This window comes from Variovorax sp. RTB1 (assembly GCF_035018765.1).
Lineage (GTDB): Bacteria > Pseudomonadota > Gammaproteobacteria > Burkholderiales > Burkholderiaceae_C > Variovorax.
This window is the reverse complement of the sequence record NZ_JASJXG010000004.1, coordinates 1-26331: the sequence shown is the minus strand read 5'-3', so window position 1 is coordinate 26331 and position 26331 is coordinate 1. Positions and strand designations below refer to the sequence as shown.

Genomic DNA, 26331 nt, shown 5'->3' with positions numbered 1-26331 from the left:
CCACCTAAACTCGCGGCATGGACATGCTTGCTCAGTTGCGCGCGGGCCGGCTGGCAGGTGCGCAGCGGCTGGCTTTGTCGTGCGGACTCACCGAGTTTCCGCGCGAGATTTTTGCGCTTGCCGATTCGCTCGAAGTGCTCGACCTGTCGGGCAATGCGCTCGATTCGCTGCCCGACGACCTCGGGCGGCTGCACAAGCTGCGGGTGCTCTTCTGCTCGAACAACCGCTTCACGACGTTGCCGGAATCGATCGGGCAATGCAGTCAGCTCGACATCGTCGGCTTCAAGGCGAACCGCATTCGAAAGGTGCCCTCGCATGCGCTACCCCCCTCGCTGCGTTGGCTGATCCTGACGGACAACGCGATCGAGGCACTGCCCGCTTCGGTCGGCGCCTGCGCCCGCATGCAGAAGCTGATGCTGGCGGGCAACCGATTGAGCGCGTTGCCCGATTCGATGGCGTCGCTGCAAAACCTGGAGCTGCTGCGCATCTCGGCCAATGCGTTCGAGACGGTGCCGTCGTGGCTGCTCTCGCTGCCGCGCCTGTCGTGGCTGGCTGTTAGCGGCAATCCATTCTGCGAGCGTGCCGAGCATGACGTGGCGGCGAGCACTGCCATCCCGCAGGTCGACTGGCGCCGCCTGGCGCTGGGTGCCAAGCTCGGTGAAGGCGCATCGGGCGTGATCTACCAGGCCGCGCTCGGCGGCCAAGACGGTGAGCGCAACGACGGTGAAGGCAACGACCGAAAGCGACCCGTCGCGGTCAAGCTCTTCAAGGGCGCAGTCACCAGCGACGGCTGGCCGCACAGCGAGATGGCCGCCTCGCTCGCCGCCGGCTCGCACCCCAATCTCGTTTCGGCACAGGGGCAGATTACCGGGCACCCGGATGGCACCGACGGGTTGCTGATGGCGCTGGTAGATCCGGCGTATCGCAACCTCGCTGGTCCCCCCAGCTTCGCTTCCTGTACGCGGGATGTGTATTCACCAGATGCCAAGTGGTCGCTGCCGGCCGCGCACCGGATGGCACGGGGCATCGCGTCGGCGATGGCGCATCTGCACGCGCACGGCATCGTGCATGGCGACCTGTACGCGCACAACATCCTGTTCGAGGCTGATGGCACGGCGCTGCTCGGCGACTTCGGCGCAGCGGCCATGACCGGCAGTCTGGGTGTGGCGCAATCTCTCGCGCTGCAACGACTGGAGGTGCGCGCCTTCGGCTGCCTGCTCGAAGAGCTGGCGGAACGATGCGATGCGGCCGGCCCCTTGCCCGACGGCTTGCAGACGCTTGCAACACGTTGCTTGCAGCCCGACATCGGCGCGCGGCCGTCGTTCAGCGAACTGGAAACAGCACTCGCCGGGGCGAGCATGTGAAGCCCGCACTACCGCTGCCCACGCGCGACGGCGTCGGCCCGAGTTGTGTCGGTTTGCCGACCGGCCCGTGGCCGACCATCACCGACTTTCTGGTCGAGCGTTTTCCGGCCATCGACCGCGCGACATGGATCGGGCGAATGAACGCCGGGACCGTCGTCGACGAGCACGGAGAGCGAGTCACGGCCGACCGGCACTACCAGGCACCGCTGCGCGTCTACTACTACCGCACGCTCGATGCAGAGCCCCGTATTCCGTTCGACGAGGCGGTGCTGTTCCATGACGAACACCTTGTCGTCGCCGACAAGCCGCCCTTTTTGCCGGTCACGCCGGGCGGCAAGTTCCTGCAAGAGAGCCTTCTGGTCCGGCTCAAGCGCAAGCTGGGAATCGACGATCTGGCGCCATTGCACCGCATCGACCGCGGCACGGCGGGGCTGGTGTTGTTCTCTGTGCAGCCGCAGACGCGCGCCGCGTACACGAGCCTGTTCGCCGATCGCGCGGTCGAAAAGCGATACGAGGCAATCGTGACGTGGCCCGCAGGCGCATCGGTGCCAAGCGTGTATCGCAGCCAGCTGGTGGACGACGACGACCACTTCATGCGCGTGAAAGAAGTCGAAGGCGAGCCGAATTCCGAGACACATCTATCACTGCGCGAAGTGCGTGGCGAGCGCGCTTTGCTCGACCTCGCCCCCGTCACCGGCCGCAAGCACCAGCTACGGGTGCATTGCATGGCGCTGGGCGTGCCGATCGTCGGCGACCCGATCTACCCGACGCTGATGCCGGCGGACAGCGACGACTTCGACAAACCGCTGCAACTGCTCGCGAAATCCGTCGCCTTCCGCGATCCGGTGACTGGCGAGCCCCGACGCTTCGAAAGCCCGCGCGCGCTGGCGCTTTGAACGACGAGAACGACGCCCGAAACGGGGTCTCGGGGGAGCGCTCTGGCGCCAAGGTGACGCGCCAGCGCCGCATCGCGCACTAAGCTTTGCCGGCAAATTTTTCAAACAAGTTCAGGAGACATCAATGGACACCAGCAACCTCTTTTCGCTCAAAGGGCGCACCGCGCTCATCACCGGCGGCTCGCGCGGCATCGGCCGCATGATCGCCGAGGGCTATCTGGCTCAGGGCGCACGCGTCTATATCTCGGCGCGCAAAGCAGCGGCTTGCGACCAGACCGCCAAGGAGCTTTCGGCCTTCGGCACCTGCATTTCGCTGCCCGCCGATGTGTCGACGCTGGCCGGCGCGCAGGCGCTGGTCGATGCCTACGCCAAGCATGAAAGTTCGCTCGACATCCTGGTCAACAACGCCGGCGCTGCCTGGGGCGCGCCTTATGACGAGTTCCCGGAGAGCGGCTGGGACAAGGTGGTCGATCTCAACCTGAAGGCGCCGTTCTTTCTGACGCAGGCCCTGACACCGATGCTGAAGAAGGCTGCGACCGACCACTTGGCGAAGGTGATCAACATCGCGTCGATCGACGGCATTTCGGTCAACCCGCAGGAGACGTATTCGTATGCGGCGAGCAAAGCCGGCCTGATCCAGTTGACGCGCCGCATGGCATTGCGGCTCGCTCAAGACCGCATCGTGGTGAGCGCGATCGCGCCGGGCGCGTTTGCATCGGACATGAACAAGGATGCGCGTGACCACGGAGACGAGGTGAAGGGGCGCATCCCGGCCGGTCGCATCGGCACGCCGGAAGACATGGCGGGCGCTGCGATTTATCTGGCCTCGCGCGCGGGCGACTACGTGATGGGATCGACCCTCGTCGTCGACGGCGGCGTCACTCACGCCCGGTAGCCATAGGCGCTAAAGACGAGGGATCGTCTCGTCTTTGAGGTGCCGACGAAGCTGCTGGTAGTCGGGCATGACGCTCTCGACCGTCTCCCAGAAGCGCTGGCTGTGGTCCATCACGCGCAGATGACTCAGCTCGTGCGCGACCACGTAGTCGATCACGGGCAGGCGGAAATGGATGAGGCGCCAGTTCAGGCGGATCGAACCGTCGCTGCTGGCGCTGCCCCATCTTGTCGCAGCATTCGACAGTGACAGCTTTTTCCACCGCACACCGAGCTTCGGCGCGTAGGCATCGAGGCGCTCGGTGAACAGGCGGCGCGCCTGGCGCGTGAGCCACGCTTGCGCCGCGTCGCGGATCTGATCCGGATTGGCGTTGTTTGCCACCGCGAGACGCAAAGTTCGCGCGCCGTTCGCATCGAGTTCCGCATCGAGCACGGCGCCCACACCTTTGAAGCCGTGGCGCGGATCGAGTTGCACCACAACAGGCTCGCCTAGAAACGGAAAGGTCGCACCGTCTTTCCATTCGATGCGCGAAGCTTCGACGCGCGCGTGACGCTCTTGCGTTTCAGCCAGCTTGCGGACGATCCAGTCGGCTTTTTCCAGCACAGCCGCATCGACATCGCGCAGCGTGACCCAGCGCGGGGCGCGCACCGACAGTCCCTCGGCGCCGACCACGAAACCGATGGTGCCGCGCTTGCCACGGGTGAACTCGTAGCCGACGCGCGCATGGCCGACTACCACTTCGCGCGTGGCACGGGGGTGAATGAAACGGGCGTGGGACAACACGTCCTTGAGCGGCACAGAGGGAGCGACCGGTGCGTGTGGCACCGAGTTCGACGGCGACTGCGACTGCGACAGTGGAAGCAACGGTGTGGACTGCTGCAGCTTCGGCGCTTGGGTTGGCGGCAAGTCATCGACAACCAGATCGACGTCCGCCTCGGGCACGTTGAACAAATCGAGCGTGAACTGCAGGAGGCCGCGCATGGAGGTTCTTGTCAGGCGGCGGCTACGGCTGCGGCGTACGCTTCCGGGTCGAGCCGACGCATCTCGGATTCGATCCAGGCCTCGACCTCGCGCATCAGCTCGTCGGGCTTGCGGCCGACGCTCGGAATCGCCGGGCCGATCGACACATCGACGATGCCGGGCCGCTTGATGAAGGCCTTGCGCGGCCATACCCTGGCCGAGGTGACGGCCACCGGAATGACTGGAACGCCAGTCTCGCAAGCGAGTCGCGTACCGCCGTTTTTGTAGGTACCCTTCTGGCCTCGCGGAATGCGCGTGCCTTCCGGGAACATGATGATCCAGATGCCTTGTGCCAACAGCACACGCCCTTGGCTCACGACCTTGTTGAAGGCCTGCGTCTTCTGGCTCCGATCGATGTGGATCATGTCGAGCCGCGCCATCGCCCAGCCGAAAAATGGCACGTAGATCAGTTCCTTCTTGAACACGAAGGCGAGCGGATGCGGCATCAGCGTCGGCATCAAAAACGTCTCGAGCGTCGACTGGTGCTTGACCAGCAGCACGGCGCCGGCAAGCTGATCGGTCGGCAGGTTTTCCATGCCGGTGACGCGGGTGCGAATGCCGAGCAAAACCCGCGCTCCGCCGATCGCCCAACGCAGCCAGCGCTCGGCCATCCAGTACAGTGGAATGCCGCGTTTCCAAAGCGAGCTGACGCACATGATGATGCCCCAGGGGACCACGGTGACCAGCATCCAGAGGGCATGAAGCAGGGAGCGAACGAAAGCCATCAGATCGCCACCTGCAGTTCAGCCTGCTTCTTCGCTTCGCGCACCAGCAGGAAGTCTACGAAGGCGGCGAGATCGTCGTGCACCATCGTTTTGGCCGGGTACTCCGGCGGCAGTTCGACGCCGCGGCACGCAGCGCCCATGCCGGTCAACACCAGGTGTGGTTCGCAGCCGACCGACGCGCCGGCTTGCAGATCGCGCAGGCTGTCGCCGCAAGTCGGCACGTTGGCCAGGTCGACGCCGTAGCGGTCGCCGATTTGCCGGAACAGACCCGCCTTGGGCTTGCGGCAATTGCAGTTCTCGTCCGGGCTGTGCGGGCAATAGAAAACCGCATCGACACGACCGCCGACACTGGCCAGCATCTTGTGCATCTTGGCGTGCATCAGGTTGAGCGACGCCACGTCGAACAGACCGCGCCCCAGGCCCGACTGGTTCGATGCGATCACCACATGCCACCCAGCGTGGTTGAGTCGCGCCACCGCTTCGAGCGCGCCGGGCAGCGGCGTCCATTCGACGTCGCTCTTGACGAAGTCGTCGCGGTTCACGTTGATGGTGCCGTTGCGGTCGAGGATGACGAGTTTCATGGATTGGCTTTCGCCTCGCTGTGGCGTCGGTTGATCCAGACGCCGATGTGTTCAAGAGGATATTTGGCGCTGTCGAGCAGTGAGAGACGCTCTTTAAGGATCACGGCCGAAAGCAAATCGCTTCTCGGAAGTTCGCGAACGAAGTCAGCGTCCTTCTCGCGACCGGCGACGCATTTGGATAGCGCCAGATCGTGAAGGTCCGGGCAAGTCGCGGTGACCTCGCCGATGTAATGAAGGCTTGCCCTTTTCATCCAGTCCGCAGGCATCACAGCAGTCTCTGGCCCGACACCGTCGGCGAAATAGCCGAAGGTTTCATGAAAGCTCGAATGCATGCCGATCGCGCCGTCGATCAGGTCGGCACGCTCCGGATGCATGGCAGGGTAAAGGTCTACCTCGCGTGAAATCAGCAAGGCCGCCGGCGGCTCGTCCAGCAGCAGCAAGATCGCCTGGCTCCCGACCACCACCAGTGAGTTCTCTTGCGTGATAGCGGCCGCAGCCCGGAGGACATGTTGGAGTTCTTCCAGCTTCATTGCGACAGCGCTACATATCCGCGCGACTGCGAAAGCAACGCGGTGCGCTCGCGCTGCGTTACAAGCACGCCCAGCGGAGAAACACTTCGCATGAGCTGCCCGTGATCGGTTTCCGACAAAGCGGCCCGCGCCAATGCATCCGGCTCGTCAGACAGCAGTTGTTCCCATTCGGACCACAGAGCATCCGAGCGTGTTTCGCCGGCCTGTGAGCGCCAGCGCGTCAAAGTTTGCCGGACACGGGCGTTCAACGTCGGATCGGCGCGCAACGCATCGATGGCCCGCCTGTGCAAAGCGAGCGAAAAGTGGTCGAGTTGCAGTTGGCGGTTCATCGAGACGATTATCGAGCGCTCGGCCTTACGCCGCCAGCCGTTCCAGTTGCGCCACCCGGTTCATTGCCTCGTGCAACGACTTCAACAGGCCGAGCCGGTTGAGGCGCAGGTCGGCTTGCTCGGCGTTGACCATCACGCCGTCGAAGAAGGCATCGACCGGCGCGCGCAGCGCGGCCAGCGTCTGCAATGACGCGGTGTAGTCGCCTGCATCGAACTGGGCGTTGGCTGCCGGGACAACGTTTGCCATGGCGGCGTAGAGCGCCTTTTCTGCGGGCTCCTGCAGCAACAACTCGCTGACGTGCGCGTCTGCGTCGGGCGCCTTCTTCAGGATGTTGCCGATGCGCTTGTTGGCGGCGGCAAGTGCGGGGGCCTCAGGCAGCGCGGCGAAGGAGCGGACGGCGGCGAGTCGAGCGGGAATGGTCGACCACTCGCCGAGCTTGTGCGCGTGCAGCGCGGCGTCGACTTCGACCGCCGTATAGCCTTCATCCCTGAAGTAGCCCTTGAGCCGTTCGATGATGAATTGGTCCAACTCGACCGATCGGTCCTCGAGCAAGCCGGGCTTGAATGCAGCGAATGCGAGCCGCGTCAATTCGTAGAAGTGCAACGGCAATGCGCGCTCGACCAACATGCGTCCGACACCCAACGCATGCCGCCGCAGCGCGAACGGATCGCGATCACCCGTTGGCAAATTACCGATCCCGAACATGCCGACCAACGTCTCCAGCTTGTCCGCCAACGCGACCACCACGCCCACATCGCCACGCGGCAAAGTGTCGCCGGCGAAGCGCGGCTTGTAGTGGTCTTCGATGGCGTCTGCCACCGATGCGTCGAGTCCGTCGTGCAGCGCGTAATAGCGCCCCATCGTGCCTTGCAACTCGGGGAACTCGCCGACCATGTCGGTGACCAGATCGGCCTTGGCCAATTGGGCGGCCTGCACCGCGCGCGCCGGCAGCGTGGCGTCGCCGGTCGATGCAGCGAGCAGCTGGGCGATGCCCTCCGCGATCTGCATTACGCGCACGACTCGCTCGCCCTGCGTCCCGAGCTTGTTGTGATAGATCACCTTGCCCAGCGACTCGACGCGCGACGCCAGTGATTTCTTGCGATCCTGGTCGAAGAAGAACTTGGCGTCGGCCAGGCGCGGGCGAATCACGCGCTCGTTGCCTTGCACCACCGCGCTCGTGTCGTCCGGGCTGATGTTGCTGACGACGAGAAACTTGTTCGTCAACTTGCCGGCGCCATCGAGCAGCGGAAAGTACTTCTGGTTGGCCTTCATCGTGAGGATGAGGCACTCTTGCGGTACGTCGAGAAACTCCGGCTCGAAGCTGCAGACCAGCACGTTCGGCCGCTCGACCAGGGCCGTCACTTCATCGAGCAGCGCATCGTCGTCGATCGGCACCGAGTCGCTGCCGACCTTGACGGCCGCTGCGGCGAGTTGTCGCTCGATCTCGGCGCGGCGCTGGTCGAAGCCGGCGATGACCGCGCCTTCTTCGGCCAACTGTTGCGCATAGCTGTCGGCATCACGCAAGACAACCGGATCGGCCGAGGCTTCGAAGCGATGGCCATGCGTGTCGCGACCGGACTTGAGGCCGAGCGCTTCTATGGCGACCACATCCGCGCCGTGCAACGCCACCAGTCCATGCGCGGGGCGCACGAAGCTGACGCTGGTCCAGCCGGGCATCGCGCTGCCTTCTTTTAGCTGGTAGCTCATGACCTTGGGGATCGGCAGCTTGGCGATCGCTTCGGCCAGTGCCTTTTGCAGACCTTCGGCCAGGCTCGCACCTTTGGCGGTGCTTTCGTAGAACAGCGCTTCGGCCTTGCCGTCGACCGCGCGCTTCAATCCCGCCACGGCAGACGCGTCGGCGCCCAACGCGGCGAGGCGCTTCAGCAGGGCCGGTGTGGCATTGCCCGCGGCATCGATGCCGACCGCGACCGGCATCAGCTTCTGCGAGACAGCCTTGTCGGCGGCCACCGCGGCCACCTGCGTCAAATGCGCAGCAAGGCGGCGCGGCGAGGCGTAAGCCGTCAGGGTCGAAGCTGCCTCCGCCAAGCCCTGCAAGACCAGTTGATCGCGCAGCACGCCTGCGAACGCATCGCCAAGCTTCTTCAATACTTTCGGCGGCAGCTCCTCGACGAACAGTTCGACGAGCAGATTGCGTTTGTTGTCAGCACTCATTGCTCAGGCCGCCTTCTTCAGGACGGGCATCTGCGCGACCCATTCGCGCGGCGCCATCGGAAAACCGAGACGCTCGCGACTCTCGTAATAACTCTGCGCCACGCTGCGCGCGAGGTTGCGAATGCGGCCGATGTAGGCCGCGCGTTCGGTCACGCTGATGGCGCCGCGCGCGTCGAGCAAATTAAAGCTGTGTGCGGCTTTGAGTACTTGCTCGTAAGCCGGCAGCGCGAGCTGTTCGGTCATCAGATGTTTCGCCTGCTTTTCGTGCGCGTCGAATGCGGTGAACAAAAAGTCCGCGTCGCTGTGCTCGAAGTTATAGGTCGACTGTTCGACCTCGTTCTGCTTGTAAACATCGCCGTAGGTCAAGCCATCGGTCCATGTCAGGTTGTAGACGTTGTCGACGCCTTGCAGGTACATCGCAAGCCGCTCCAGCCCATAGGTGATCTCGCCGGTGATCGGCTTGCAGTCGATGCCGCCGACCTGCTGGAAGTAGGTGAACTGCGTCACCTCCATGCCGTTGAGCCAGACCTCCCAGCCCAGGCCCCAGGCACCGAGCGTCGGGTTTTCCCAATCGTCCTCGACGAAGCGAATGTCGTTTTTTTTCAGGTCGAAGCCGAGAGCGGTCAGCGAGCCCAAGTACAGCTCGAGGATGTTCGACGGGGCCGGCTTCAGCACGACCTGGTACTGGTAATAGTGCTGCAGCCGATTCGGGTTTTCGCCGTATCGACCGTCCTTCGGCCGCCGGCTCGGCTGCACGTACGCGGCCTTCCATGGCTCCGGCCCGAGCGCCCGCAAAAACGTGGCGGTGTGCGAGGTACCGGCACCGACTTCCATGTCGAGCGGCTGAAGCAACGCACAGCCCTGGTCGGCCCAGTACGACTGCAGTTTGAGAATGATTTGTTGGAAGGTCAGCATGTAGAACCGAGGCGCCCCGCGCGGTTGCGCAAGCAGCCACAGATTTTACGGGCCGGGCCAAACCGCGCCCGCCAAGCAAAAAGCCGCAGCGCAGTTGCGCTACGGCTTCGTCCATCCCGCATTTGTCAAAGACACCGCAGGACCGGCTTCGCCGGACTGCTGGTGTCGCCCCCGGTCAGGGGAGTGGGCGCTGTGACACGAAGTGCACAGCAACCTGGGGGGCGAGCTAATACTCCCAGAAGATGCGCTGCAATTCCTTGGTGTCCGTGGTCTTGGTCATTGCCACCATCGCCAGGATGCGCGCCTTCTGCGGGCGCAGGTCGTGCGCGACGACCCAGTCGTACTTGTCGTCCGGCTGCTCGGCATTGCGGATCACGAAGCCATCGGGCACGCGCGAAGAGCGGATCACGACGATGCCGTCGGAGCGCACCTTCTGCAGGTACGGCACGATGCGATCGGCCACCGAGCCGTTGCCCGGACCGCCGTGGATCAGCGCCTTGATTCCGCTCTTCCCGAGCGCCTCGATGGCGGTCGGCGACACGCCTTCGTAACCCATGGCGATCTCGACATTGGGGATCGTCGTGATGGCGTCGATGTCGAACTCGGAGTTCATCGTGTGGCGCTTGACCGGCGCGCGGAACCAGTAGTTCTTGCCTTCGACCACCATGCCGAGCGAGCCCCATTGGCTGACGAAAGCGCTCGGCTTGATGTTGAAGTTCTTGCTGACGTCACGACCGCTTTCGATGCTGTCGTTCATGGTCAGCAACACGCCCTTGCCCATCGCGTCCTTGCTGCCCGCCACGCTGACTGCGTCGTACAGGTTGAGCGCGCCATCGGCCGACAGCGCGGTGCACGGACGCATCGAGGCGACCATCACGATCGGCTTGTTGGTGTGGACGGTCAGCGTCAGGAAGTACGCCGTTTCTTCCACCGTGTCGGTGCCGTGCGTGATGACGATGCCATCGACATCGGCTTGCTTGGACAGCGCCGACACGCGCTTGGCGAGCGTGACCAGGTTCTCGTTGGTGAGGCTTTCGGAAGCCACCTGGAAGACCTGTTCGCCACGAACATTGGCGATCTTCGACAGTTCCGGCAAACCGGCGATGAGCTTGTCGACGCCGACCTTGGCCGCCGCGTAGGTCGCGCTGTTGACGGCCGATGCACCCGCCCCGGCGATGGTGCCGCCGGTGGCGAGTATCACGACGTTGGGGAGTGCCTGGGCCTGGACAAGCGCGCTGGCGGCGAGCAGCGCAGTGCCGGCCGCGAAGGCACGAATTCGGGAAGACAGGTACATGAGTTGGCTCCTTGGACGTTGCAGGGTTGCGAAGCAGATTTGACGGCCAAAGCGATAGGGAAAGCGTGCCGATGGCGCGCGCGGCCCATGCCGGCGTCGCATGCCGTCATGCGTGGCACCGACCGATCGATCGAGGGTTTACCATCGCCGAGGTCAGGCCGCAGCCACCATCCCCATGAACCCGGAAATTGCCAATTCAACCGCCGTCGGCACGCAGCAGATGCCTGCGCCCGAAGGCCCGCTGTCGCGTGCGCGGCCGGGACGCGAGCGGATCATGTCGGCGATTCGCGGAGCGGCGGTGGCCGAGTTCAGCCTGCACGGACTCAAGGGCACGTCGACGCAAGCCATCGCGGCGCGCGCCGGGCTGACCAAGCCCCAGTTGCATTACTACATCGCCGGCAAGGAAGAGTTGTACGAAGAGCTGTTGATGCAGGTGCTGCACGACTGGAAGGTGGTGTTCGCTTTCGAGGACCATGCCAAGGACCCGGGGCCGGTGCTCGGCGACTACATCCGCAAGAAGCTCGACCACGCCTTCGACAATCCGGAAATCTCGCGCATCTTCACGCGCGAGGTGCTCGATGGCGGGCGCAATCTCGATCGCTACTGGCCCAACGCCCGGGCCTGGACGCAAAAAAAGGTCGACATCATCAACGGCTGGATCGCACGCGGCCAGATGCGCCCACTCGATGCACGGCTGCTGCTGATGCACATCTGGGCGATGACTCAAAGCTATGCCGACTACGCACTGCAAACGCGCGTGATGCTGGGCCTGCCGCCAGATGCGCCGATCGATCGGGAGCCGATCGCGCGCGAGCTGGTGGCGTTCGTCTTGCACGGTTGCGGCCTGAACGAGACTTAAAGCCCCGGGACTTGGGGGCTCGTCAGCCCGGCGCTTGCCCCGCTTCGGTGCGCCCATCCTGGCACGGTGTTTGCGTAAACCTGACCGATTGCTCTGATTAATCGGTCAAATTCACCATGCGCGTGCTTGTCGTCTATTGCCACCCAGTCGAAACCAGCTTTCATGCGGCCCTGCACCAGGAGGTTCTGAAGAATCTGCGCGCAGGCGGGCACGAAGTCGATGACTGCGATCTGTATGCCGAGCGGTTCGATCCGGTGTTGTCGCGCGAAGAGCGACTCGGCTATCACGAGGTGCCGAGCAACCAATTGCCGCTCAAGCGCTACGTCGAGCGACTGCAGTGGGCCGAGGCCATCGTTTTCTGTTTCCCGACCTGGTGCTTTGGTCTGCCGGCCATGCTGAAGGGTTACTTCGACCGGCTCTTCATGCCGGGAGTGGCCTTCGACATCAGCGATCCGGCCAACGTGAAGCCGATGCTGACCCACATCAAGCGGATTTCGGCCGTCGTGACTTACGGACGGCCTCGCTGGGTCGCATGGTACATGGGCGATCCGCCACGCAGGATCGTCACGCGCTACATGAAGCGGCTGACCGGCCAGCAGGCACGCATCGACTACCACGCCCACTACCACATGAACGTGGCGACCGAGCCTCAACTCAAGCGCTTCATGGCGCGGGTCGGCAGCGCTATGGCTCGCTTCGCCTGAGGCTTGCAACGTTCCGAGATCGCACGCCCTTCTTCAAATTTTCGACACCAGGACAGTCACCATGCTGCACGGCTACATCCCTCCCCATCGCTTCCTGCCCTACCTGAGCTGGACCCAGATCAATGCGCTGCCGGACCGCGAGAACACGGTCATCGTGCTGCCTTGCGGCGCCATCGAGCAGCACGGGCCGCACCTGCCCTGCTCGGTCGACAGCGTGATCTCGTCGGGCGTGATGGGCAAGGCGCTGGAGCGCCTGCCCGCCGAGGTGCGCGCCTTCGCGCTGCCCACCATCACCTATGGCAAGTCGGAAGAGCACCTTCACTTTCCCGGCACCATGACGCTGACGGGCCCGACGCTGCTCGCCACGGTGACCGAGATCGGCGAGTCGGTGTACCGCTCCGGTTTTCGCAAGCTGCTGTTCGCCAACGGCCACGGCGGCCAGCCGCAAGTGCTGGAAATGGCAGCGCGCGAACTGCGCTTGCGCCATGGCGACTTCGTGGTGGTTCCGCACGGCGTGTCACGCCTGCCCAATGCGTCGAGCAAGCAGATCAGCGACCAGGAAAAGCGGCTGTCGATGCACGCCGGTCATTCCGAAACAGCGTTGATGCTGGCGTTGGCGCCCGACACCGTGCACATGGAACATGCGGCGGCCAATTACCCGCCGCCCTTCCCCATCAAGCTCCTGTCGCCCGATGGCCGTCCGGCCTGCGCCTGGACCGCGCGCGACTTCGGCCCGAGCGGCGTGATCGGCGACCCGACCAGCGCCACCCGGGAGCAAGGTGAAGAGATTCTCGACACGCTGGCGGCAAGTTGGGTGCAGGCGCTCACCGAGCTGTACGCATTGCGCTGGGTGGTGCGCGAAGAGGCGACCTGGGGCCGCGGCCACGAGCAGGGCTTCATTCAGTCGACGCCTCCGTCGATGGCACCTTCCGCTGCGCCGCTCGCTCACGCGCTCTGAGGCGCATTCCTTGCATTGCAGATTCGCTTCAAGTCCGCTTTTTTTCCACGCTCGAGAGGTTCACACCATGCGTAAGCAAATTGTTTTCCGTTCCGCATCGCTCGCCGGCGCCATCGCGCTGGCTGTCTGCGGCTTTGCCAATCCCGCGCAGGCGCAGGCCACCGAACCGTTCACCTATATGACCAACTGGTTCGCACAGGCCGAGCATGGCGGCTTCTACCAGGCGGTGGCGGAAGGCACCTACAAGAAGTACGGGCTGGACGTGACCATCAAGATGGGCGGCCCGCAGGTCAACATCACGCAGATGATGGCGGCCGGCCAGGCCGACTGCATCATGGGTTCCAGCGACATCCAGATGATGCAGACGCGCGAAGGCGGCGTGCCGGTGGTCAATGTCGCAGCCTTCTTTCAGAAGGACCCGCAGGTGCTGATCGCGCACGAGGACGTCAAGAAGTTCGAAGACCTGAAGGGCAAGACCCTCCTGATCGGCGCGCAGGCCAACCGCGGCTACTGGCCGTGGCTCAAGACCAAGTTCGGCCTCACCGACGAGCAGACCCGACCTTACACATTCAACATTCAGCCCTTCGTGGCCGACAAGAACACGGCCCAGCAGGGTTACCTGACCTCCGAGCCGTACGCCATTCAGAAGGCAGGCGTGAAGAGCACCGTTCTGATGTTCAGCGACTTCGGATTTCCCGCCTATGCGACCACCGTGTCGTGCATGGAAAAGACGGTGAAGGACCGCAGCAAGCAGGTCGCCGCCTTCGTCAAGGCCTCCGCCGAAGGGTGGAAAAGCTACCTCGCCGATCCGGCACCTGCCAATGCGCTCATCAAGAAAGACAACCCCAACATGACCGACGACCAGCTCGCCTACAGCGTGGCCAAGCTCAAGGAAATGGGGATGGTCACCGGTGGTGATGCAGCCACGATGGGCATCGGCGTGATAACCGACGTGCGCGCCAAGGCGAGCTACGACTTCCTGGTCAGCACCAAGTTGCTCGACCCGACCAAGGTCGAACTGTCGAAGACGTACACCACCAGTTTCGTCAAGGATGCCAAGGTGCTTCCCTGAACGGGACGCGTGCGGCAATGAAAGACATGTCCTCTACAGCTGAAGCGGCAGCGGTAACGACTGCAGTACCGACTGAGGTACCGGCGGTGGAAATCCTGTCCGCCGAAAAGACGTATCCGAACGGCACGCAAGCGTTGTTGCCGGTCGACCTGACGATCGCCGAGGGCGAGTTCGTGACCCTGCTCGGACCGTCGGGTTGCGGCAAGAGCACGCTGCTGAAGATGGTGGCGGGCATGCTCGAGCCCAGTGACGGTCGCTTGCTGGTCTGGCGTAAGCCGGTGGCGCAAATCGATGCGAGCGGCCGCAAGATGGCTTTCGTGTTTCAGGCGCCGACGCTCATGCCCTGGGCCAGCGTGCAGACCAATGTGCGGCTGCCGCTCGACCTGGCGGGCGTGTCGCGCAAGGAAGCAGACGGCCGGGTGACCGAGGCGCTCGCGCTGGTCGGCCTCGACAAGTTTGCCGGCGCGTTGCCGAGGGCACTTTCGGGCGGCATGCAGATGCGCGTGTCGATCGCGCGCGGCCTGGTCACGCAGCCCGACCTCCTGCTGATGGACGAGCCCTTCGGCGCGCTGGACGAGATCACGCGGCACCGCCTCGATGCCGATCTGCTCGAGCTGTGGCGCAAGAAAAAGCTCACGGTGATCTTCGTCACGCACTCGATCCACGAGGCGGTGTTTCTGTCGAGCCGCGTGATCATGATGGCGGCACGGCCAGGACGGGTAGTGGAACAGTTCGAGATCGACGAGCCCTATCCGCGCAATGCCGACTTCATGGTGTCGCCACAGTTCAGCCGTCACGCCAAGCGACTGCAAGACAGCTTGCTGCGTGCCAGCCAGGCGCACGAGGAGCTGGCGCCATGAGCGCGGTCATCAGCGAGTCTTCGACTGCGGGCAAGACCACGCTGGCTCCGGCTGCCGCCGCGTCGCCGACCTTGCGGGCGGGCCCCGCAGCACCCGCTCGCAAGGCGGTGCCGCTGCGGCACGTGCCCCTGCTCCGGCAACCGCGGGTGCAGCGGGTGTTCTATCCGTTGCTGGTGGGCGTGGTGCTGGTCGCGCTCTGGCAATGGCTCGTGACGGCGATGGAGCTGCCGGCCTATCTGGTGCCCTCGCCGTTCCTCATGATGCAGACGCTGGTGCACGACTGGGTGCCGCTCGGCATGGCGCTGCTGGTCACGTTGAAGATCACGGTGCTATCTTTTATCGTGGCGACCATTGCGGGCGTTCTGATCTCGTTTCTGTTTGTGCAGAGCAAGCGAATCGAGACCGCGCTGTTCCCGTATGCGGTGTTGCTGCAGGTGACGCCGATCGTGGCGGTAGCGCCCCTCATCATCATCTGGGTCAAGAACCCGACCGCGGCGATGACGGTATGCGCGGCCCTCGTGGCGCTGTTTCCCATCATCGCCAACACGACGCTCGGCTTGCGCAGCATCGACCCCGATCTGCAGAGCTACTTCAAGCTGAATCGGGCGACGCGCTGGCAGCAACTGGTGCGGTTACGCATTCCGAGCGCACTGCCGTACTTTTTTGGCGGCTTGCGCATCTCCAGCGGTCTCGCGCTCATCGGCGCCGTGGTGGCGGAGTTCGTCGCAGGCACCGGCGGCTCGGGTGCAGGGCTGGCTTACCAAATTCTTCAGGCTGGCTTTCAGCTCAACATTCCGCGCATGTTCGCCGCGCTGCTGCTGATCTCGCTGACTGGCGTGGCGCTGTTCGCCCTGATGGCCTGGCTCAGCAAGCTGGCGCTGGGCTCATGGCACGCCAGCGAACTTTCTCAAGATTGAAATGACGACCATGAACGCTCCTGTTTCCGCTGTCGAACAACTGCTGCTCGCACTGCCCGAACTCGACTGGATCACCGACGAGAGCCGCGTCGCGCGCCTGTCGCAAGACTTCGCCTGGTTCAGCCCGGTGCTGAACCGCCAGCTGAAGGACAAGCGCGCCGATGCCGTGGTGCGGCCGCGTACCGAAGACGAATTGCGCGCCGTGGTGAGCGCCTGCGTGCAACGCAACGTGCCGATCACGATTCGCGGGAGCGGTACCGGCAACTACGGCCAGACCACGCCACTGGCCGGCGGCGTCGTGCTCGACATGACGAGCTACAACGCGCTGCAGTGGGTGCGGCCGGGCGTCGCTCGGGCGCAGGCCGGGATGCGGCTCGGCGAGCTCGAAAAACACACTCGCCCGACCGGACAGGAACTGCGCTGCATCCCGTCGACCTATCGCAGCGCCACGCTCGGAGGTCTCTTCGGCGGTGGCTTCGGCGGCATCGGCTCGATCAATTACGGCCCTTTCGGGGCGCCGGGCAACGTTCTCGGCGTGCGGGCGATGACGATCGAGGCCGAACCGCAAATCATCGAGCTGCGTGGCGCCGAGGCGATGCGAATGCACCATCTGTGGGGCACCAACGGCCTGGTGCTCGAGCTCGAAGTCGGCTTGGCGCCAGTACACGCCTGGCTCGAAACGCTGGTCACTTTTTCAGACTTCGACAAGGCGTTGGCGTTTGGCAATGCACTGGCGCATGCGCCCGGCATCGTCAAGCGCGAAGTGGCCTTCTTTGCCAGCCCCATACCCGACTATCTGACGCAGTTGGCCGAGTATTTGCCGAAGGGCTGCCACGCGGTGCTGTCGCTCGTCGCCGAATCAAGCGAAGAAGCGATGCACGAACTTGCCGCCCTGCACGCCGGCTCGATCACGTATCGCAAGAGCGCGGCCGAAGTGCAAAAAAGCAATCGCACCCTGATGGAGTTCACCTGGAACCACACCACGCTGCATGCGCTCAAGGTCGACAAGACGCTGACCTATATTCAAAGCAGTTTCGTGCCCGGCAAGCAGGTCGAGCAGATCACAGAGATGGAGCACCTGCTCGGCGGCGAGGTACTGATGCATGTCGAATTTCTGCGCAACCTGGACGGGCTGATCGCCTGCAGCGCGCTGCAACTGGTTCGGTTCACCAACGAAGAGCGGCTGGACGAAATCATCCGCATACATCGGGAACGCGGTGTACGCATCAACAACCCTCACACCTTCATCGTCGAAGACGGCAAGGCAGGGGGCGCTTTGCCGCCTGAGATCATCGCCATGAAAAACCGCTTCGACCCGCATGGTCTGCTCAATCCGGGCAAACTGCGCGACTGGCCAGTGGTGCCCCGGTGAGCGTCATGATCGATACGACAGCGAGCGCGACGATGGGTGCGCCGATGGCCAATTACGCCGCGGCCAGGCGCGTGGGCGATTTCGTCTTTATGAGCGGCGTGGTTGCGGTCGACCCTGCGCGGCGTCAGGCCGTCACCTCTTACGACGACATTCCCGAAGCCGCGCGTGACGCCCTGCGGCCGCTCGGCTATGTGACCGGCCAGATGTCGGTCGACGTCTACGAAGCGCCTATCGTCGCGCAGAGCTGGTTCGTGCTCGAGCGCATCCGCCAGCTGGCCATCGAACATGGCGGCACGATGGCCGACGTGGTGAAGCTGGTGCAGTACTTTCGCGACATTCGCCACTACCCCGCCTACAACCGCGTGCGCGGACTGTTCTATCCGGGTGCGCCGCCGGTGAGCACCGTTGTGGAGGTATCGCGCTTCTTGCCGGGAGACGCGCTGGTGATCGAGGTCGAGGCGACCGCCTATTTGCCGTTGCCGCGCTGACTGCCGCGACGGCGGTGCAGCACGATCGTGCAGGCGACCATCAGCAGCGACAGTCCCCAGAGCGGCCAGAGTCCGAAGCGGGACACCCACCACGCATAGGGTGTAATGCCGCCACGTCCTTCGACCTCGGCGAGCAGCACGCCGCGCGTGAGGCGCGGCAGCGATTGCGCAACGCGGCCACGGTGGTCGATGACCACCGTGGCGCCGGTGTTGGTCGCACGCACCATCGGCCGCTGGAACTCGAGCGCGCGCATCCGCGAAATCGACAGGTGTTCGTCGATAGCAACCGAATCGCCGAACCACGCGATGTTGCTGACGTTGAGCAGGATGGTCGGCGCATTGCCGGCGTCACGAAAGTTCGCGCCGATCTCGTCGCCGAACAAGTCTTCGTAGCAAATGTTGGGCGCGATGCGCTGGCCTTGCCAGACGAACGGCGGCTGCGCGAGCCCGCCACTCCTGAAATCGCCCAGTGGGATGTTCATCAGGTCGGTGAACCAGCGGAATATCGATGGCACGAATTCGCCGAACGGCACGAGGTGATGCTTGTCGTAGCGATACGTGGCGGACGCACCCGGCTGAAACCCGAGCACTGCATTGCTGTAGGTGGTGCCGTTGCCGATCGGCAGGCCCACGATGGCTGCCCGTGTGCCGGTGGCGTACCGCGCGGCGATCGATTCGAGGTAGCCCGGTGGCAACTGCGAGGGCAACAACGGGATTGCCGTTTCGGGCGTGATGGTGAGCGAGGCTTTCGGGTCATTGAGCTGTTCGCCGTACCAGCGCAGCGCTGTCGCGACGCCACCGCCCGGGACGAACTTCTCGTCTTGCGGGATGTTCCCCTGGAGCAGCGCGACATCGAGCTTGCCGCGAGCCAGTTCCGGCGTGTCGACGGCGTCTCGTGAGGCGCCCAGCGCCCAGGCGGCGATCAGAACAGCAACGGCGGACACGAGCGGCGCAAATCGTCGAAAGGTCAAGCGACCCAGCGGCTTCGTGCCGACGGTAGCGGTTGTGATGACGGTCATGGCGGAGGCGACCGCTGCTGCGAGCGCAGCGGCAATCGCCCCGACGCCATAGACGCCGACCCACGGAGCGGCCACGGCCAACGGTCCGTCGACATGCGCATAGCCAATGGCTCCCCACGGGAACCCGGTGAACCAGCTGCCGCGAAGCAATTCGGCCGCGGTCCAGAGCGAGGCGAAAAGCACAGCCGCTGCGAACCGATTGACCGGCGCAAATCGGACGAACAGGCCGCATGCCAGCGCGTAGTAAAGCGCGAGCGCCGCTGCCAGCGCCAACACGGCGCTCACGGCCAGCGGCGCAGCCAGACCGCCGTAGGTGTGCAGCGAAATGAAAAGCCACCAGAACGTGCCGCAAAGCCAGGCCGTGGCAAAGAGCCAGCCGAACCCGAAAGCGTGATGTGCGGACTTCGATGCGCTGCCGGTGCGGATCGCATCGAGCTGCCACACCAGAAAAACCATTGGAACAAGCTGCAGAGACCACAGCGGTTGACCGCTCCACGGCGCGGCAATCGACAGCGACTGAGCGAGCCCGGCGGCGGCGAAGCCCAGCCCTCGCAAGAGCGTCTTCAAGGCAGGTTCAATCCGACGCGCCGTTGCCACGCGCCGGTGAGACCTTGAACCAGCGCACGGCGCCGCCCTTGGTGTGCAGCACCACGAAGTCGAACCCGCCGAGTGCGTGATGCTCGCCGCGCTTCGGCACGTGGCCCATCTCGTGCGCGACCAGGCCGCCGATGGTGTCGAAGTCTTCGCTGAGCTGCTCTTCGTCGAAGGTGATGCCAAAGGCTTCGGCAACGCGCTCGATGGGCGTGTCGCCGCTCACACGGTAGGTGTGGTCTGCCAGACCGAAGATGTCGCCTTCGTCTTCGGCGATATCGAATTCGTCTTCGATCTCGCCGACGATTTGCTCCAACACGTCTTCAATCGTGATGAGTCCGGCCACACGGCCGAACTCGTCGATGGTGATCGCCAGATGATTGCGGTTACCGCGAAATTCGCGCAGCAAATCGTTCAAGCCCTTGCTCTCGGGCACGAAGGTGGCGGGCCGCAGCAAGGCGCGAATGTTGAGACCCGGCGCACGCTGCAGCTTGAGCAGATCTTTCGCGAGCAGGATGCCGATGATGTTTTCTTTTTCGCCCTCGTACACCGGAAAACGCGAGTGCGCTGTGTCGATGACGACGTGCAACAGCGTGTCGTAGGGCGCGTCGATGTTGACGAGGTCCATGCGAGGTGCGGCCACCATCACGTCACCAGCGGTCATGTCGGCCATGCGCAGGACACCTTCGAGCATCACGCGCGACTCTGCGCCTATGACGTCGTTGTCTTCGGCATCTGCGAGCGTTTCGATCAGCTCGTCGCGGGAGTCCGGTCCGGGATGGATGAACTCGGCGAGCTTTTGCAGAAAACTGCGTTTGTCTTCCCGTTCGACGGGGACGCGTTCAGAGTGAGGGTCGGCCACTGCGGCGGGGCGGAGTTAGGGAAGGACAAGGATAACCGGATGTAGCGCGCGCCCGGTATCGCCGTGACAGCGCGATCACCAGAGATTCACTGCGCCGTGCGGTCACGCGCGTCGCGAACGCCACGCCGGATTTCCTGCACGCCTGCAAGAAATCCCCAAAACTGCTTGGCGCGCGTCTTGAGTTGGAAGTCGACTTCGGCAAAGTGGTCGAGCGCGATCTCGCTCATTCGGCTATCGAACGTAGCAGCCGGCAGCTGCAGGTGAGCCTCCGACTCGGAGCCGCTGCGAACCACCGTGGCGCCGGCATTGCGCGCGATCTTGAGCATGGCCGCGTTTTCGCTGAGCGCATGGATGAAAAGTGCGCCGACGCCTTCGTTGCGGGCCGTGACCATCGCGCGCTCGAACAATCGCGCGCCGTAGCCGCGGCTGCGTGCATGGCGCGAGACCGACACGCCGAATTCGGCGCAGTCGCTCAGTTGTCCGGCTGGCGCGAAGGCCACATGGGCCATGGCGATGAGTTCGAGTCGACGGTTGTAGATGCCGAACAATTCGTCGCGCTCGAAGTCCAATCCGTCGACGTAGCGCTGCACTTGCTCGTCGGAGGCCGAATAACCAAAGCGCAAGTAACGATCGTGCTGCTCGAGGGCAAGCAGATGCGTCGCGATGCGCACGCGCTCGCCGGGACCAATCGCACGAATCGGCACCAGTACAGGCTGGGGCGCCGTAACGGAGCGGGGCTGCGCTTCAACCATCGGCGCCTTCAAGAAAGAGCCGACGCCGAGCGAGGCTTTTAATAGGGCCTTGGCGTTCATCATTTCCCGAATTTAAGGGTTTTCCCTTAGCAGACAAGCCCACGGGTCTTTCGGCTTCGTTATTTAGTGGATAAGGACCAACGCCCGTGGCACGGACGCAACCAACCGTTGTCATAGCGAAGAGGGGAGGGAACAAGCCGACCAGATTCAGGCGTACCTGGACACGTACCGGGGTGAAAGCGTCCAGCACATCGCGATGGGTTTGGACGATCTTTACAAGATCGTCGATGCCTTGCGCGGCAAGGGCGTGACGCTGGTCGACAAGCGGATTCCTGAGCATGGCGAAAGCGTGGTGGAGCTGAAGTGTCGAAAAATCCTGATCGACGGCAAGAAAGACGCTTTGTTGCTGCGGATCTTCAGCGAGGACCAGCTGGGTCCGATCTTCTTCGAATTCATTCAGCGCAAGGGTGATGAAGGCTTTGGCAACGGCAACTTCAAAGCGTTTTTTGAGCGCATTGAGCTCGTCCAGATGCGCCGTGGCGTGTTGCGCGCAGCACAATAAACGCACTCTTCACTCTCTTGGGGTTCGGCATGCGTCCTGTGTTTTTGAATCGATTGGCATTGATCGTGGGATCGACTGCGGCGGCCGTATTGTTGGCCGGTTGTATGACAACGCCGGTGCCGGTCACAGCGGTGCAGTCCCCGTCTGCATTTTCTTTGCAGTCACATCTGGATGCCGTGCAAAAGGCTGCCACGCTGCGGATTTGCACGCCGGGAGACTACAAGCCTTTCAGCTTCCAGAAGGCAGATGCCAGTTACGAGGGCATCGATGTCGACCTGATGGCGAGCTTCAGTGCGAGCCTGGGCGCGAAGCCGGAATGGATCAAGACGACGTGGGCCAATCTGCTGCCCGACCTGTCGGCGGGCAAGTGCGACATTGCTGTCGGCGGTGTGTCTGTGACCACGGAGCGCCAAAAGCGCGCATTTTTTAGCGCGCCATACATGGTCAATGGCAAGGTGCCGATCGCGCGTTGCGTGGATGTCGCCAAGTACCAGACGGTTGCCGACATTGACAAAACCTCGGTGCGTGTGATCTTCAATCCGGGCGGCAGCAACGAGCGCTTTGCTCGCGCCAACTTCAAGCAGGCCAAGTTGATCTTGCATGGCGAGAACGTCACGATCTTTGACGAGCTCCTGTCGAATCGTGCTGACGTGTTCGTTACTGAATCAGCCGAAGCGCTGACGCAGCAAAAGCTCAAGCCGGGACTGTGTGCCGTCAATGCAGACAAGCCGTTGCAGTACGGCGAGATGGGCTGGATGCTGCCGCGCGATGATGTGGCGTTCAAGTCGTATGTCGATCAGTGGCTGCACTTGTCGCAAGCCGGCGGCGAGTTTCAGCGAGTGATGGACCGCTGGCTCAAATGAACGGGGATTTCGACCTTTGTTGCGACGCCCGCGGTGTACGGCGCGTCGGATCGGCCGCCCGGGGGGTGACTACGCGCGCGCCGGTGCTGTGTGCGCGGCTACACGTGTCCCCGGGCTAGTCTTGTGATGCCTTTTATCGCTGTACTGCTGTCACTTGTTCCCGGTGATCGACTGGATTCGAAAGCCAGAAGAGCTCGACTACATCGTCGAGCCCGATGTGTTCCACGATTGGTTCGGGCACGTGCCAATGCTGTCCGACCCGGCCTTTACCGACTACGTTCAGCGTTAGGGCGAAGACGGACTAAAGGCTCACTCGCTTGGTGCGTGCGAGATGTTGGCGCGGCTTTATTGGTACACGGTGGAGTGCGGGCTTATTGGGCAGCCGGAAGGATTGCGACCGTACAGCGCGGGCGTCCTGAGTTCGTTGGCGAACGCAAGCATGAAGTACGCAGTCAAGCGCCCTATCGGTTACCACTCGATCTGGTGCGCGCCCCGCGGACGCGCTGCAAGATCGATACCTACCAGGCCAACTACTTTGTCATCGACAGCTTTGCGCAACTGTTTGAACCTACCGCACCAGACTTCACGCCGCTGTGCGCCGCGCTGATGGCCCGGTCGGACATCGACGCGGGTGTGCTGCCTGCCAAGAGCAATATCGGCCCTGACTCCCGGACTTTCTAAGCGGCTTCCCAGAAGATCTGCGGGCGGTTACGACCATCGAGATGCCTTTACTTCCGAGTAAAAACCAACTCCGCTGAGTCTGTTTAAAAACTCGGTGAAAGACTGCGGTTTCCAAGGGCAAGCTCCCTGCTCAGCTTTCACATGGATACCTTTGGGCTACGCTTTGTCGCGCAAGACGGCCCGACTCACATGGCGCGTGGATGCTTGCAAAGTCCAACAAGCGAAAAGAAAGACCCATGGCTAAGACCAAACGGCGCCAGGCGTCCCTGACTGGCAGCATTCGCCATCTCGTCATTATGTTAGGTGACCAATTAGATCAAGAATCTTCTGCCTTGGAAGGCTTCGATCCATTGCAAGACCTTATCTGGATGGCCGAGGTAGCGGAGGAGTCGACCCATGTCTGGTCTGCCAAACAGCGTATTACGGTGTTTTTGAGCGCGATGCGCCACTTCGCCGATCACCTTCGCGGGCAAGGACTGCCCATGCACTACACCCGCCTCGACGACGCTGACAATTTGGGCACGCTGACACTCGAGATCGATCGAGCGATCAAACAAGTCAGGCCCGCTGGACTGGTCTTGACTGCCCCGGGGGACTGGCGGGTGCTGCAAAGCATTCGCGCCATTGCAGCCCAACACCAGTTGCCTCTGGAGTTGCGTGACGACACGCATTTTTTCAGCACTGTACGGGACTTTGCCGCTCACGCTAAAGATCGAAAGCAGCTGCGACTCGAGTACTGGTACCGCGAACTGCGACACAAGAACGGCATCTTGATGGAGGGCTCGAAACCCGTGGGTGGTCAGTGGAACTTCGATGCGGACAATCGTGAGTCTTTCGGAAAGGCGGGGCCGCAAAACGTACCACCGCCCACACGCTTCGAGCCGGACATCACCACGCAGGAAGTGATCGATTTGGTCAACACCCGGTTCGCAAGTCACCCGGGTACGCTCATAAGTTTTGGCTGGCCAGTCACGCGAATCCAAGCTCTGCAGGCACTGCAGACGTTTATTTCGAAGCGGCTTCCGCTGTTCGGCCAATACGAAGACGCCATCTGGGCCGGCGAGGCCTGGCTTTATCACTCCCACCTCAGCAGCGCACTCAACCTCAAGCTTTTAAACGCGCGCGAGGTGGTGCAAGCGGCCGAAGATGCCTGGCGTTCTGGTCACGCACCGTTGGCCGCGGTGGAGGGTTTCGTTCGGCAAATTCTGGGCTGGCGTGAGTTTGTGCGTGGTGTTTACTGGACGCAGATGCCCGACTACGTCGAGCGCAACGCATTGAATGCCCAAGGCGACTTGCCAGCCTGGTACTGGACCGGCGAAACAGAGATGGCGTGCCTGAAAGACGCCATAGGTCAGACGTTGGAACACGGTTACTCGCACCACATTCAGCGCCTAATGGTGACGGGCCTGTACGCGCTGCTTTTTGGAGTTAAGCCACAGGCGGTACATGCTTGGTACCTGAGCGTGTATGTCGATGCAGTGGAATGGGTCGAGTTACCGAACACGCTGGGTATGAGCCAGTTTGCTGATGGTGGGTTGATGGCCAGCAAGCCCTATGTGGCCACCGGCAAATACATTCAGCGAATGAGCAACCACTGCAAGGGGTGCAAGTACGACCCCGCGCAGTCGACTGGCGATAACGCTTGCCCGTACACCACGCTGTACTGGGATTTTCTAATCCGCCACGAGGTCTTACTGAAAAAGAATCCGCGTATGGCGATGCAGCTCAAGAATCTCGCACGGCTGGACCTACCTGCTCGAGTAGCCATAGAAAGCCAAGCTACAGCACATCGCAATGCCCAGCTTTGAACCGACGTTGGATGCGGCGCACACGCGGCTCGCGGGTGTGAGGCCTGACGACTACGCGCGCACACGCAACGCACTGGAGGGCGCGGTCACCCGACTCTCGCCTTACCTGACCCACGGCTTTCTGAACTTGGCCGATGTATTTGCGGCCGTGAATGCGCACCACCCCTTGAACAACAGGCACAAGTTTGTTTTCGAGCTCGGCTGGCGCGCCTATTACCGTCATGTGTGGGCTCACCTGGGCGATGGTATTCACCTGTCCCTGCACGGCGGGCTGCTGCCCAATGACGTCTACAGCCGCGACTTTCCAGCTGATGTGGCGCAGGCGCGTACCGGTATCCCCGCGATCGACCTAGCGGTACGCACCCTGTACGGGACGGGCTACTTGCACAATCACGCCCGCATGTGGCTGTCCAGCTACCTCGTGCACATCCGCAAAGTGCACTGGCACACTGGTGCGCAATGGATGTTGGGCCACTTGCTGGACGGTGACTTGGCCAGCAACCACCTCAGCTGGCAATGGGTGGCGGGAACCGGGAGCAGCAAACCCTATCTTTTCAATGCCGAGAATGTAGCGAAGTACGCTCCCGCGGACTGGCACAGCGCCGGCACAGTGCTGGACACCAGCTACGAGGCACTGAACGAAATTGCCCGCGACTCCCTCTCGATTTCCGCCGAGGATGTGCTGTCTAACCCAACGGTAGGAATGGCTGAGCCAATTCGACGGGTGGTACCACCACCTCACACCGGTTGGTCAGCGCCCGACAACGCCACAGTCTCTGGACGCGATGTCTGGCTCCAGCATCCCTGGTCGCTCGGTGTTAGCTCACACGCTCTGCCCGCGGGTGCGCTGCGAATCGGTGTGGGCTTCTATGTTTCTCATGCTGCGTCACCGTGGAGCGAGCGGCGTTGGGACTTCGTCACACGCGGACTAAAGAAGCAAACAGCGCATCTCTGGTGGGGCGATGTTGAACACTTGGCGCTCGCCCTGCAAAGTGCCAAATCCGTGCATTGGCAGTGCGACCCACACGCAGACTCGGCGCTCGAAAGTCTTCGTGAGCGACTTTGCGCATCAATGCCAAATCCACCTTCTTCATACCAGCCGCTGTGCCTATTCGACCCGGTTGATGTTTATTGCGGCAGCTTTTCTGAATGGTGGAAACGGACCAGTCTCAAGACTCTTCGATAGCCGACATTCTCAAATCGACTAAAGCGCGGAACAAAAAAAAGCCCAACCTTTCGGTTGG

25 protein-coding genes and 2 pseudogenes are annotated in these 26331 nt (G+C 62.9%); 16 read left to right on the top strand and 11 right to left on the bottom strand.

The genetic code is table 11. The features are described 5' to 3' along the window. Positions 1-17 precede the first annotated feature (17 nt). The 3 genes from QN397_RS03985 (at position 18) to QN397_RS03975 (ending at position 3155) form a co-directional block, all read left to right on the top strand. Positions 18-1364, top strand: coding sequence for a leucine-rich repeat-containing protein kinase family protein (locus QN397_RS03985; RefSeq protein WP_323495789.1), 1347 nt, complete (start codon positions 18-20; stop codon positions 1362-1364). Beyond that, entirely contained in the window at positions 1361-2260 is a 900-nt protein-coding gene (locus QN397_RS03980; RefSeq protein WP_323495790.1) for a pseudouridine synthase, read from the top strand. Before QN397_RS03985 ends, QN397_RS03980 begins: the two co-directional genes overlap by 4 nt. 124 nt (positions 2261-2384) lie before the next feature. Next, the gene (locus tag QN397_RS03975) at positions 2385-3155 is read left to right on the top strand and encodes an SDR family oxidoreductase (protein WP_323495791.1); all 771 of its coding nucleotides are present in this window, start codon (positions 2385-2387) and stop codon (positions 3153-3155) included. Between the two features lie 9 nt (positions 3156-3164). Here QN397_RS03975 and QN397_RS03970 read toward each other — a convergent pair whose 3' ends face one another. The 8 genes from QN397_RS03970 to QN397_RS03935 all read right to left on the bottom strand — a co-directional run bounded on the left by QN397_RS03970 (position 3165) and on the right by QN397_RS03935 (position 10719). Further along, positions 3165-4133, bottom strand: a complete 969-nt coding sequence (locus tag QN397_RS03970; protein WP_323495792.1) for a SprT family zinc-dependent metalloprotease — start codon at positions 4131-4133, stop codon at positions 3165-3167. A gap of 11 nt (positions 4134-4144) precedes the next feature. Then, positions 4145-4897, bottom strand: a complete 753-nt coding sequence (locus tag QN397_RS03965; protein ID WP_323495793.1) for a lysophospholipid acyltransferase family protein — start codon at positions 4895-4897, stop codon at positions 4145-4147. Continuing rightward, a complete protein-coding gene (gmhB, locus tag QN397_RS03960) occupies positions 4897-5478 on the bottom strand; it encodes a D-glycero-beta-D-manno-heptose 1,7-bisphosphate 7-phosphatase (RefSeq protein WP_323495794.1) in 582 nt (193 codons plus the stop codon). The genes QN397_RS03965 and gmhB overlap by 1 nt, the downstream gene beginning before the upstream one ends. Beyond that, positions 5475-6008, bottom strand: a complete 534-nt coding sequence (locus tag QN397_RS03955; RefSeq protein WP_323495795.1) for a DUF6036 family nucleotidyltransferase — start codon at positions 6006-6008, stop codon at positions 5475-5477. Before QN397_RS03955 ends, gmhB begins: the two co-directional genes overlap by 4 nt. After that, the gene (locus QN397_RS03950) at positions 6005-6337 is read right to left on the bottom strand and encodes a hypothetical protein (protein ID WP_323495796.1); all 333 of its coding nucleotides are present in this window, start codon (positions 6335-6337) and stop codon (positions 6005-6007) included. The genes QN397_RS03955 and QN397_RS03950 overlap by 4 nt, the downstream gene beginning before the upstream one ends. A gap of 25 nt (positions 6338-6362) precedes the next feature. Further along, positions 6363-8510, bottom strand: coding sequence for a glycine--tRNA ligase subunit beta (gene glyS, locus QN397_RS03945; protein ID WP_323495797.1), 2148 nt, complete (start codon positions 8508-8510; stop codon positions 6363-6365). Between the two features lie 3 nt (positions 8511-8513). Next, entirely contained in the window at positions 8514-9425 is a 912-nt protein-coding gene (gene glyQ / locus QN397_RS03940; protein WP_323495798.1) for a glycine--tRNA ligase subunit alpha, read from the bottom strand. Between the two features lie 226 nt (positions 9426-9651). Then, on the bottom strand, positions 9652-10719 hold the full coding sequence (locus QN397_RS03935; RefSeq protein ID WP_323500157.1) for a type II asparaginase: 1068 nt from the start codon (positions 10717-10719) through the stop codon (positions 9652-9654). Between the two features lie 220 nt (positions 10720-10939). On the opposite strand from QN397_RS03935, the gene QN397_RS03930 reads away from it, so the two are divergent. The 8 genes from QN397_RS03930 to QN397_RS03895 all read left to right on the top strand — a co-directional run bounded on the left by QN397_RS03930 (position 10940) and on the right by QN397_RS03895 (position 17949). Continuing rightward, entirely contained in the window at positions 10940-11578 is a 639-nt protein-coding gene (locus QN397_RS03930; RefSeq protein WP_416352149.1) for a TetR/AcrR family transcriptional regulator, read from the top strand. A gap of 116 nt (positions 11579-11694) precedes the next feature. After that, complete coding sequence (locus tag QN397_RS03925) at positions 11695-12282, top strand: NAD(P)H-dependent oxidoreductase (RefSeq protein ID WP_187053177.1); 588 nt, start codon at positions 11695-11697, stop codon at positions 12280-12282. Positions 12283-12343: 61 nt separating this feature from the next. Next, positions 12344-13240, top strand: coding sequence for a creatininase family protein (locus QN397_RS03920; protein WP_323495801.1), 897 nt, complete (start codon positions 12344-12346; stop codon positions 13238-13240). Between the two features lie 67 nt (positions 13241-13307). Continuing rightward, positions 13308-14312 carry an ABC transporter substrate-binding protein gene (locus QN397_RS03915; RefSeq protein WP_323495802.1) on the top strand — a complete coding sequence of 335 codons (1005 nt, stop codon included), beginning with the start codon at positions 13308-13310 and terminating at the stop codon, positions 14310-14312. 26 nt (positions 14313-14338) lie between these two features. Then, positions 14339-15172: an ABC transporter ATP-binding protein gene (locus QN397_RS03910; RefSeq protein WP_323495804.1), complete on the top strand. Its 834-nt coding sequence runs from the start codon at positions 14339-14341 to the stop codon at positions 15170-15172. 113 nt (positions 15173-15285) lie between these two features. Beyond that, positions 15286-16089 carry an ABC transporter permease gene (locus tag QN397_RS03905; RefSeq protein WP_323495823.1) on the top strand — a complete coding sequence of 268 codons (804 nt, stop codon included), beginning with the start codon at positions 15286-15288 and terminating at the stop codon, positions 16087-16089. A 10-nt stretch (positions 16090-16099) separates the two neighbouring features. Next, the gene (locus QN397_RS03900) at positions 16100-17461 is read left to right on the top strand and encodes an FAD-binding oxidoreductase (RefSeq protein ID WP_323495805.1); all 1362 of its coding nucleotides are present in this window, start codon (positions 16100-16102) and stop codon (positions 17459-17461) included. Positions 17462-17466: 5 nt separating this feature from the next. Then, positions 17467-17949, top strand: a complete 483-nt coding sequence (locus tag QN397_RS03895; RefSeq protein WP_323495806.1) for a RidA family protein — start codon at positions 17467-17469, stop codon at positions 17947-17949. Here the strand turns inward: QN397_RS03895 and lnt are convergent. From lnt to QN397_RS03880, 3 genes are all read right to left on the bottom strand, one after another. After that, positions 17928-19535: an apolipoprotein N-acyltransferase gene (gene lnt / locus QN397_RS03890; protein ID WP_323495808.1), complete on the bottom strand. Its 1608-nt coding sequence runs from the start codon at positions 19533-19535 to the stop codon at positions 17928-17930. The genes QN397_RS03895 and lnt overlap by 22 nt on opposite strands. Positions 19536-19542: 7 nt before the next feature. Further along, entirely contained in the window at positions 19543-20421 is an 879-nt protein-coding gene (locus tag QN397_RS03885; protein ID WP_187053183.1) for an HlyC/CorC family transporter, read from the bottom strand. Between the two features lie 86 nt (positions 20422-20507). Next, positions 20508-21236, bottom strand: coding sequence for a GNAT family N-acetyltransferase (locus QN397_RS03880; RefSeq protein ID WP_323495809.1), 729 nt, complete (start codon positions 21234-21236; stop codon positions 20508-20510). A 112-nt stretch (positions 21237-21348) separates the two neighbouring features. On the opposite strand from QN397_RS03880, the pseudogene QN397_RS03875 reads away from it, so the two are divergent. The 5 genes and pseudogenes from QN397_RS03875 to QN397_RS03855 all read left to right on the top strand — a co-directional run. Further along, positions 21349-21735 (top strand): annotated as a pseudogene (locus tag QN397_RS03875) (4-hydroxyphenylpyruvate dioxygenase); the annotation flags it as partial. 29 nt (positions 21736-21764) lie between these two features. After that, positions 21765-22598: a transporter substrate-binding domain-containing protein gene (locus tag QN397_RS03870; RefSeq protein ID WP_323499596.1), complete on the top strand. Its 834-nt coding sequence runs from the start codon at positions 21765-21767 to the stop codon at positions 22596-22598. Between the two features lie 157 nt (positions 22599-22755). Then, positions 22756-23279 (top strand): annotated as a pseudogene (locus QN397_RS03865) (phenylalanine 4-monooxygenase); the annotation flags it as partial. Between the two features lie 236 nt (positions 23280-23515). Beyond that, positions 23516-25087 (top strand): cryptochrome/photolyase family protein, encoded by a 1572-nt coding sequence (locus QN397_RS03860; protein WP_323499597.1) that lies wholly within the window; start codon positions 23516-23518, stop codon positions 25085-25087. Then, positions 25074-26273 carry an FAD-binding domain-containing protein gene (locus tag QN397_RS03855; protein ID WP_323499598.1) on the top strand — a complete coding sequence of 400 codons (1200 nt, stop codon included), beginning with the start codon at positions 25074-25076 and terminating at the stop codon, positions 26271-26273. Before QN397_RS03860 ends, QN397_RS03855 begins: the two co-directional genes overlap by 14 nt. Positions 26274-26331 lie beyond the last annotated feature (58 nt).

What these genes read in the sequence shown, in the direction of transcription:
- QN397_RS03985 (WP_323495789.1), top strand. Translation starts at nt 18, where the DNA reads ATGGACATGCTTGCTCAGTTGCGCGCGGGCCGGCTGGCAGGTGCGCAG.
- QN397_RS03975 (WP_323495791.1), top strand. Translation starts at nt 2,385, where the DNA reads ATGGACACCAGCAACCTCTTTTCGCTCAAAGGGCGCACCGCGCTCATC.
- QN397_RS03970 (WP_323495792.1), bottom strand. Translation starts at nt 4,133, where the DNA reads ATGCGCGGCCTCCTGCAGTTCACGCTCGATTTGTTCAACGTGCCCGAG.
- QN397_RS03965 (WP_323495793.1), bottom strand. Translation starts at nt 4,897, where the DNA reads ATGGCTTTCGTTCGCTCCCTGCTTCATGCCCTCTGGATGCTGGTCACC.
- gmhB (WP_323495794.1), bottom strand. Translation starts at nt 5,478, where the DNA reads ATGAAACTCGTCATCCTCGACCGCAACGGCACCATCAACGTGAACCGC.
- QN397_RS03955 (WP_323495795.1), bottom strand. Translation starts at nt 6,008, where the DNA reads ATGAAGCTGGAAGAACTCCAACATGTCCTCCGGGCTGCGGCCGCTATC.
- QN397_RS03950 (WP_323495796.1), bottom strand. Translation starts at nt 6,337, where the DNA reads ATGAACCGCCAACTGCAACTCGACCACTTTTCGCTCGCTTTGCACAGG.
- glyS (WP_323495797.1), bottom strand. Translation starts at nt 8,510, where the DNA reads ATGAGTGCTGACAACAAACGCAATCTGCTCGTCGAACTGTTCGTCGAG.
- glyQ (WP_323495798.1), bottom strand. Translation starts at nt 9,425, where the DNA reads ATGCTGACCTTCCAACAAATCATTCTCAAACTGCAGTCGTACTGGGCC.
- QN397_RS03935 (WP_323500157.1), bottom strand. Translation starts at nt 10,719, where the DNA reads ATGTACCTGTCTTCCCGAATTCGTGCCTTCGCGGCCGGCACTGCGCTG.
- QN397_RS03930 (WP_416352149.1), top strand. Translation starts at nt 10,940, where the DNA reads ATGCCTGCGCCCGAAGGCCCGCTGTCGCGTGCGCGGCCGGGACGCGAG.
- QN397_RS03925 (WP_187053177.1), top strand. Translation starts at nt 11,695, where the DNA reads ATGCGCGTGCTTGTCGTCTATTGCCACCCAGTCGAAACCAGCTTTCAT.
- QN397_RS03920 (WP_323495801.1), top strand. Translation starts at nt 12,344, where the DNA reads ATGCTGCACGGCTACATCCCTCCCCATCGCTTCCTGCCCTACCTGAGC.
- QN397_RS03915 (WP_323495802.1), top strand. Translation starts at nt 13,308, where the DNA reads ATGCGTAAGCAAATTGTTTTCCGTTCCGCATCGCTCGCCGGCGCCATC.
- QN397_RS03910 (WP_323495804.1), top strand. Translation starts at nt 14,339, where the DNA reads ATGTCCTCTACAGCTGAAGCGGCAGCGGTAACGACTGCAGTACCGACT.
- QN397_RS03900 (WP_323495805.1), top strand. Translation starts at nt 16,100, where the DNA reads ATGAACGCTCCTGTTTCCGCTGTCGAACAACTGCTGCTCGCACTGCCC.
- QN397_RS03895 (WP_323495806.1), top strand. Translation starts at nt 17,467, where the DNA reads ATGATCGATACGACAGCGAGCGCGACGATGGGTGCGCCGATGGCCAAT.
- QN397_RS03880 (WP_323495809.1), bottom strand. Translation starts at nt 21,236, where the DNA reads ATGATGAACGCCAAGGCCCTATTAAAAGCCTCGCTCGGCGTCGGCTCT.
- QN397_RS03870 (WP_323499596.1), top strand. Translation starts at nt 21,765, where the DNA reads ATGCGTCCTGTGTTTTTGAATCGATTGGCATTGATCGTGGGATCGACT.
- QN397_RS03860 (WP_323499597.1), top strand. Translation starts at nt 23,516, where the DNA reads ATGGCTAAGACCAAACGGCGCCAGGCGTCCCTGACTGGCAGCATTCGC.
- QN397_RS03855 (WP_323499598.1), top strand. Translation starts at nt 25,074, where the DNA reads ATGCCCAGCTTTGAACCGACGTTGGATGCGGCGCACACGCGGCTCGCG.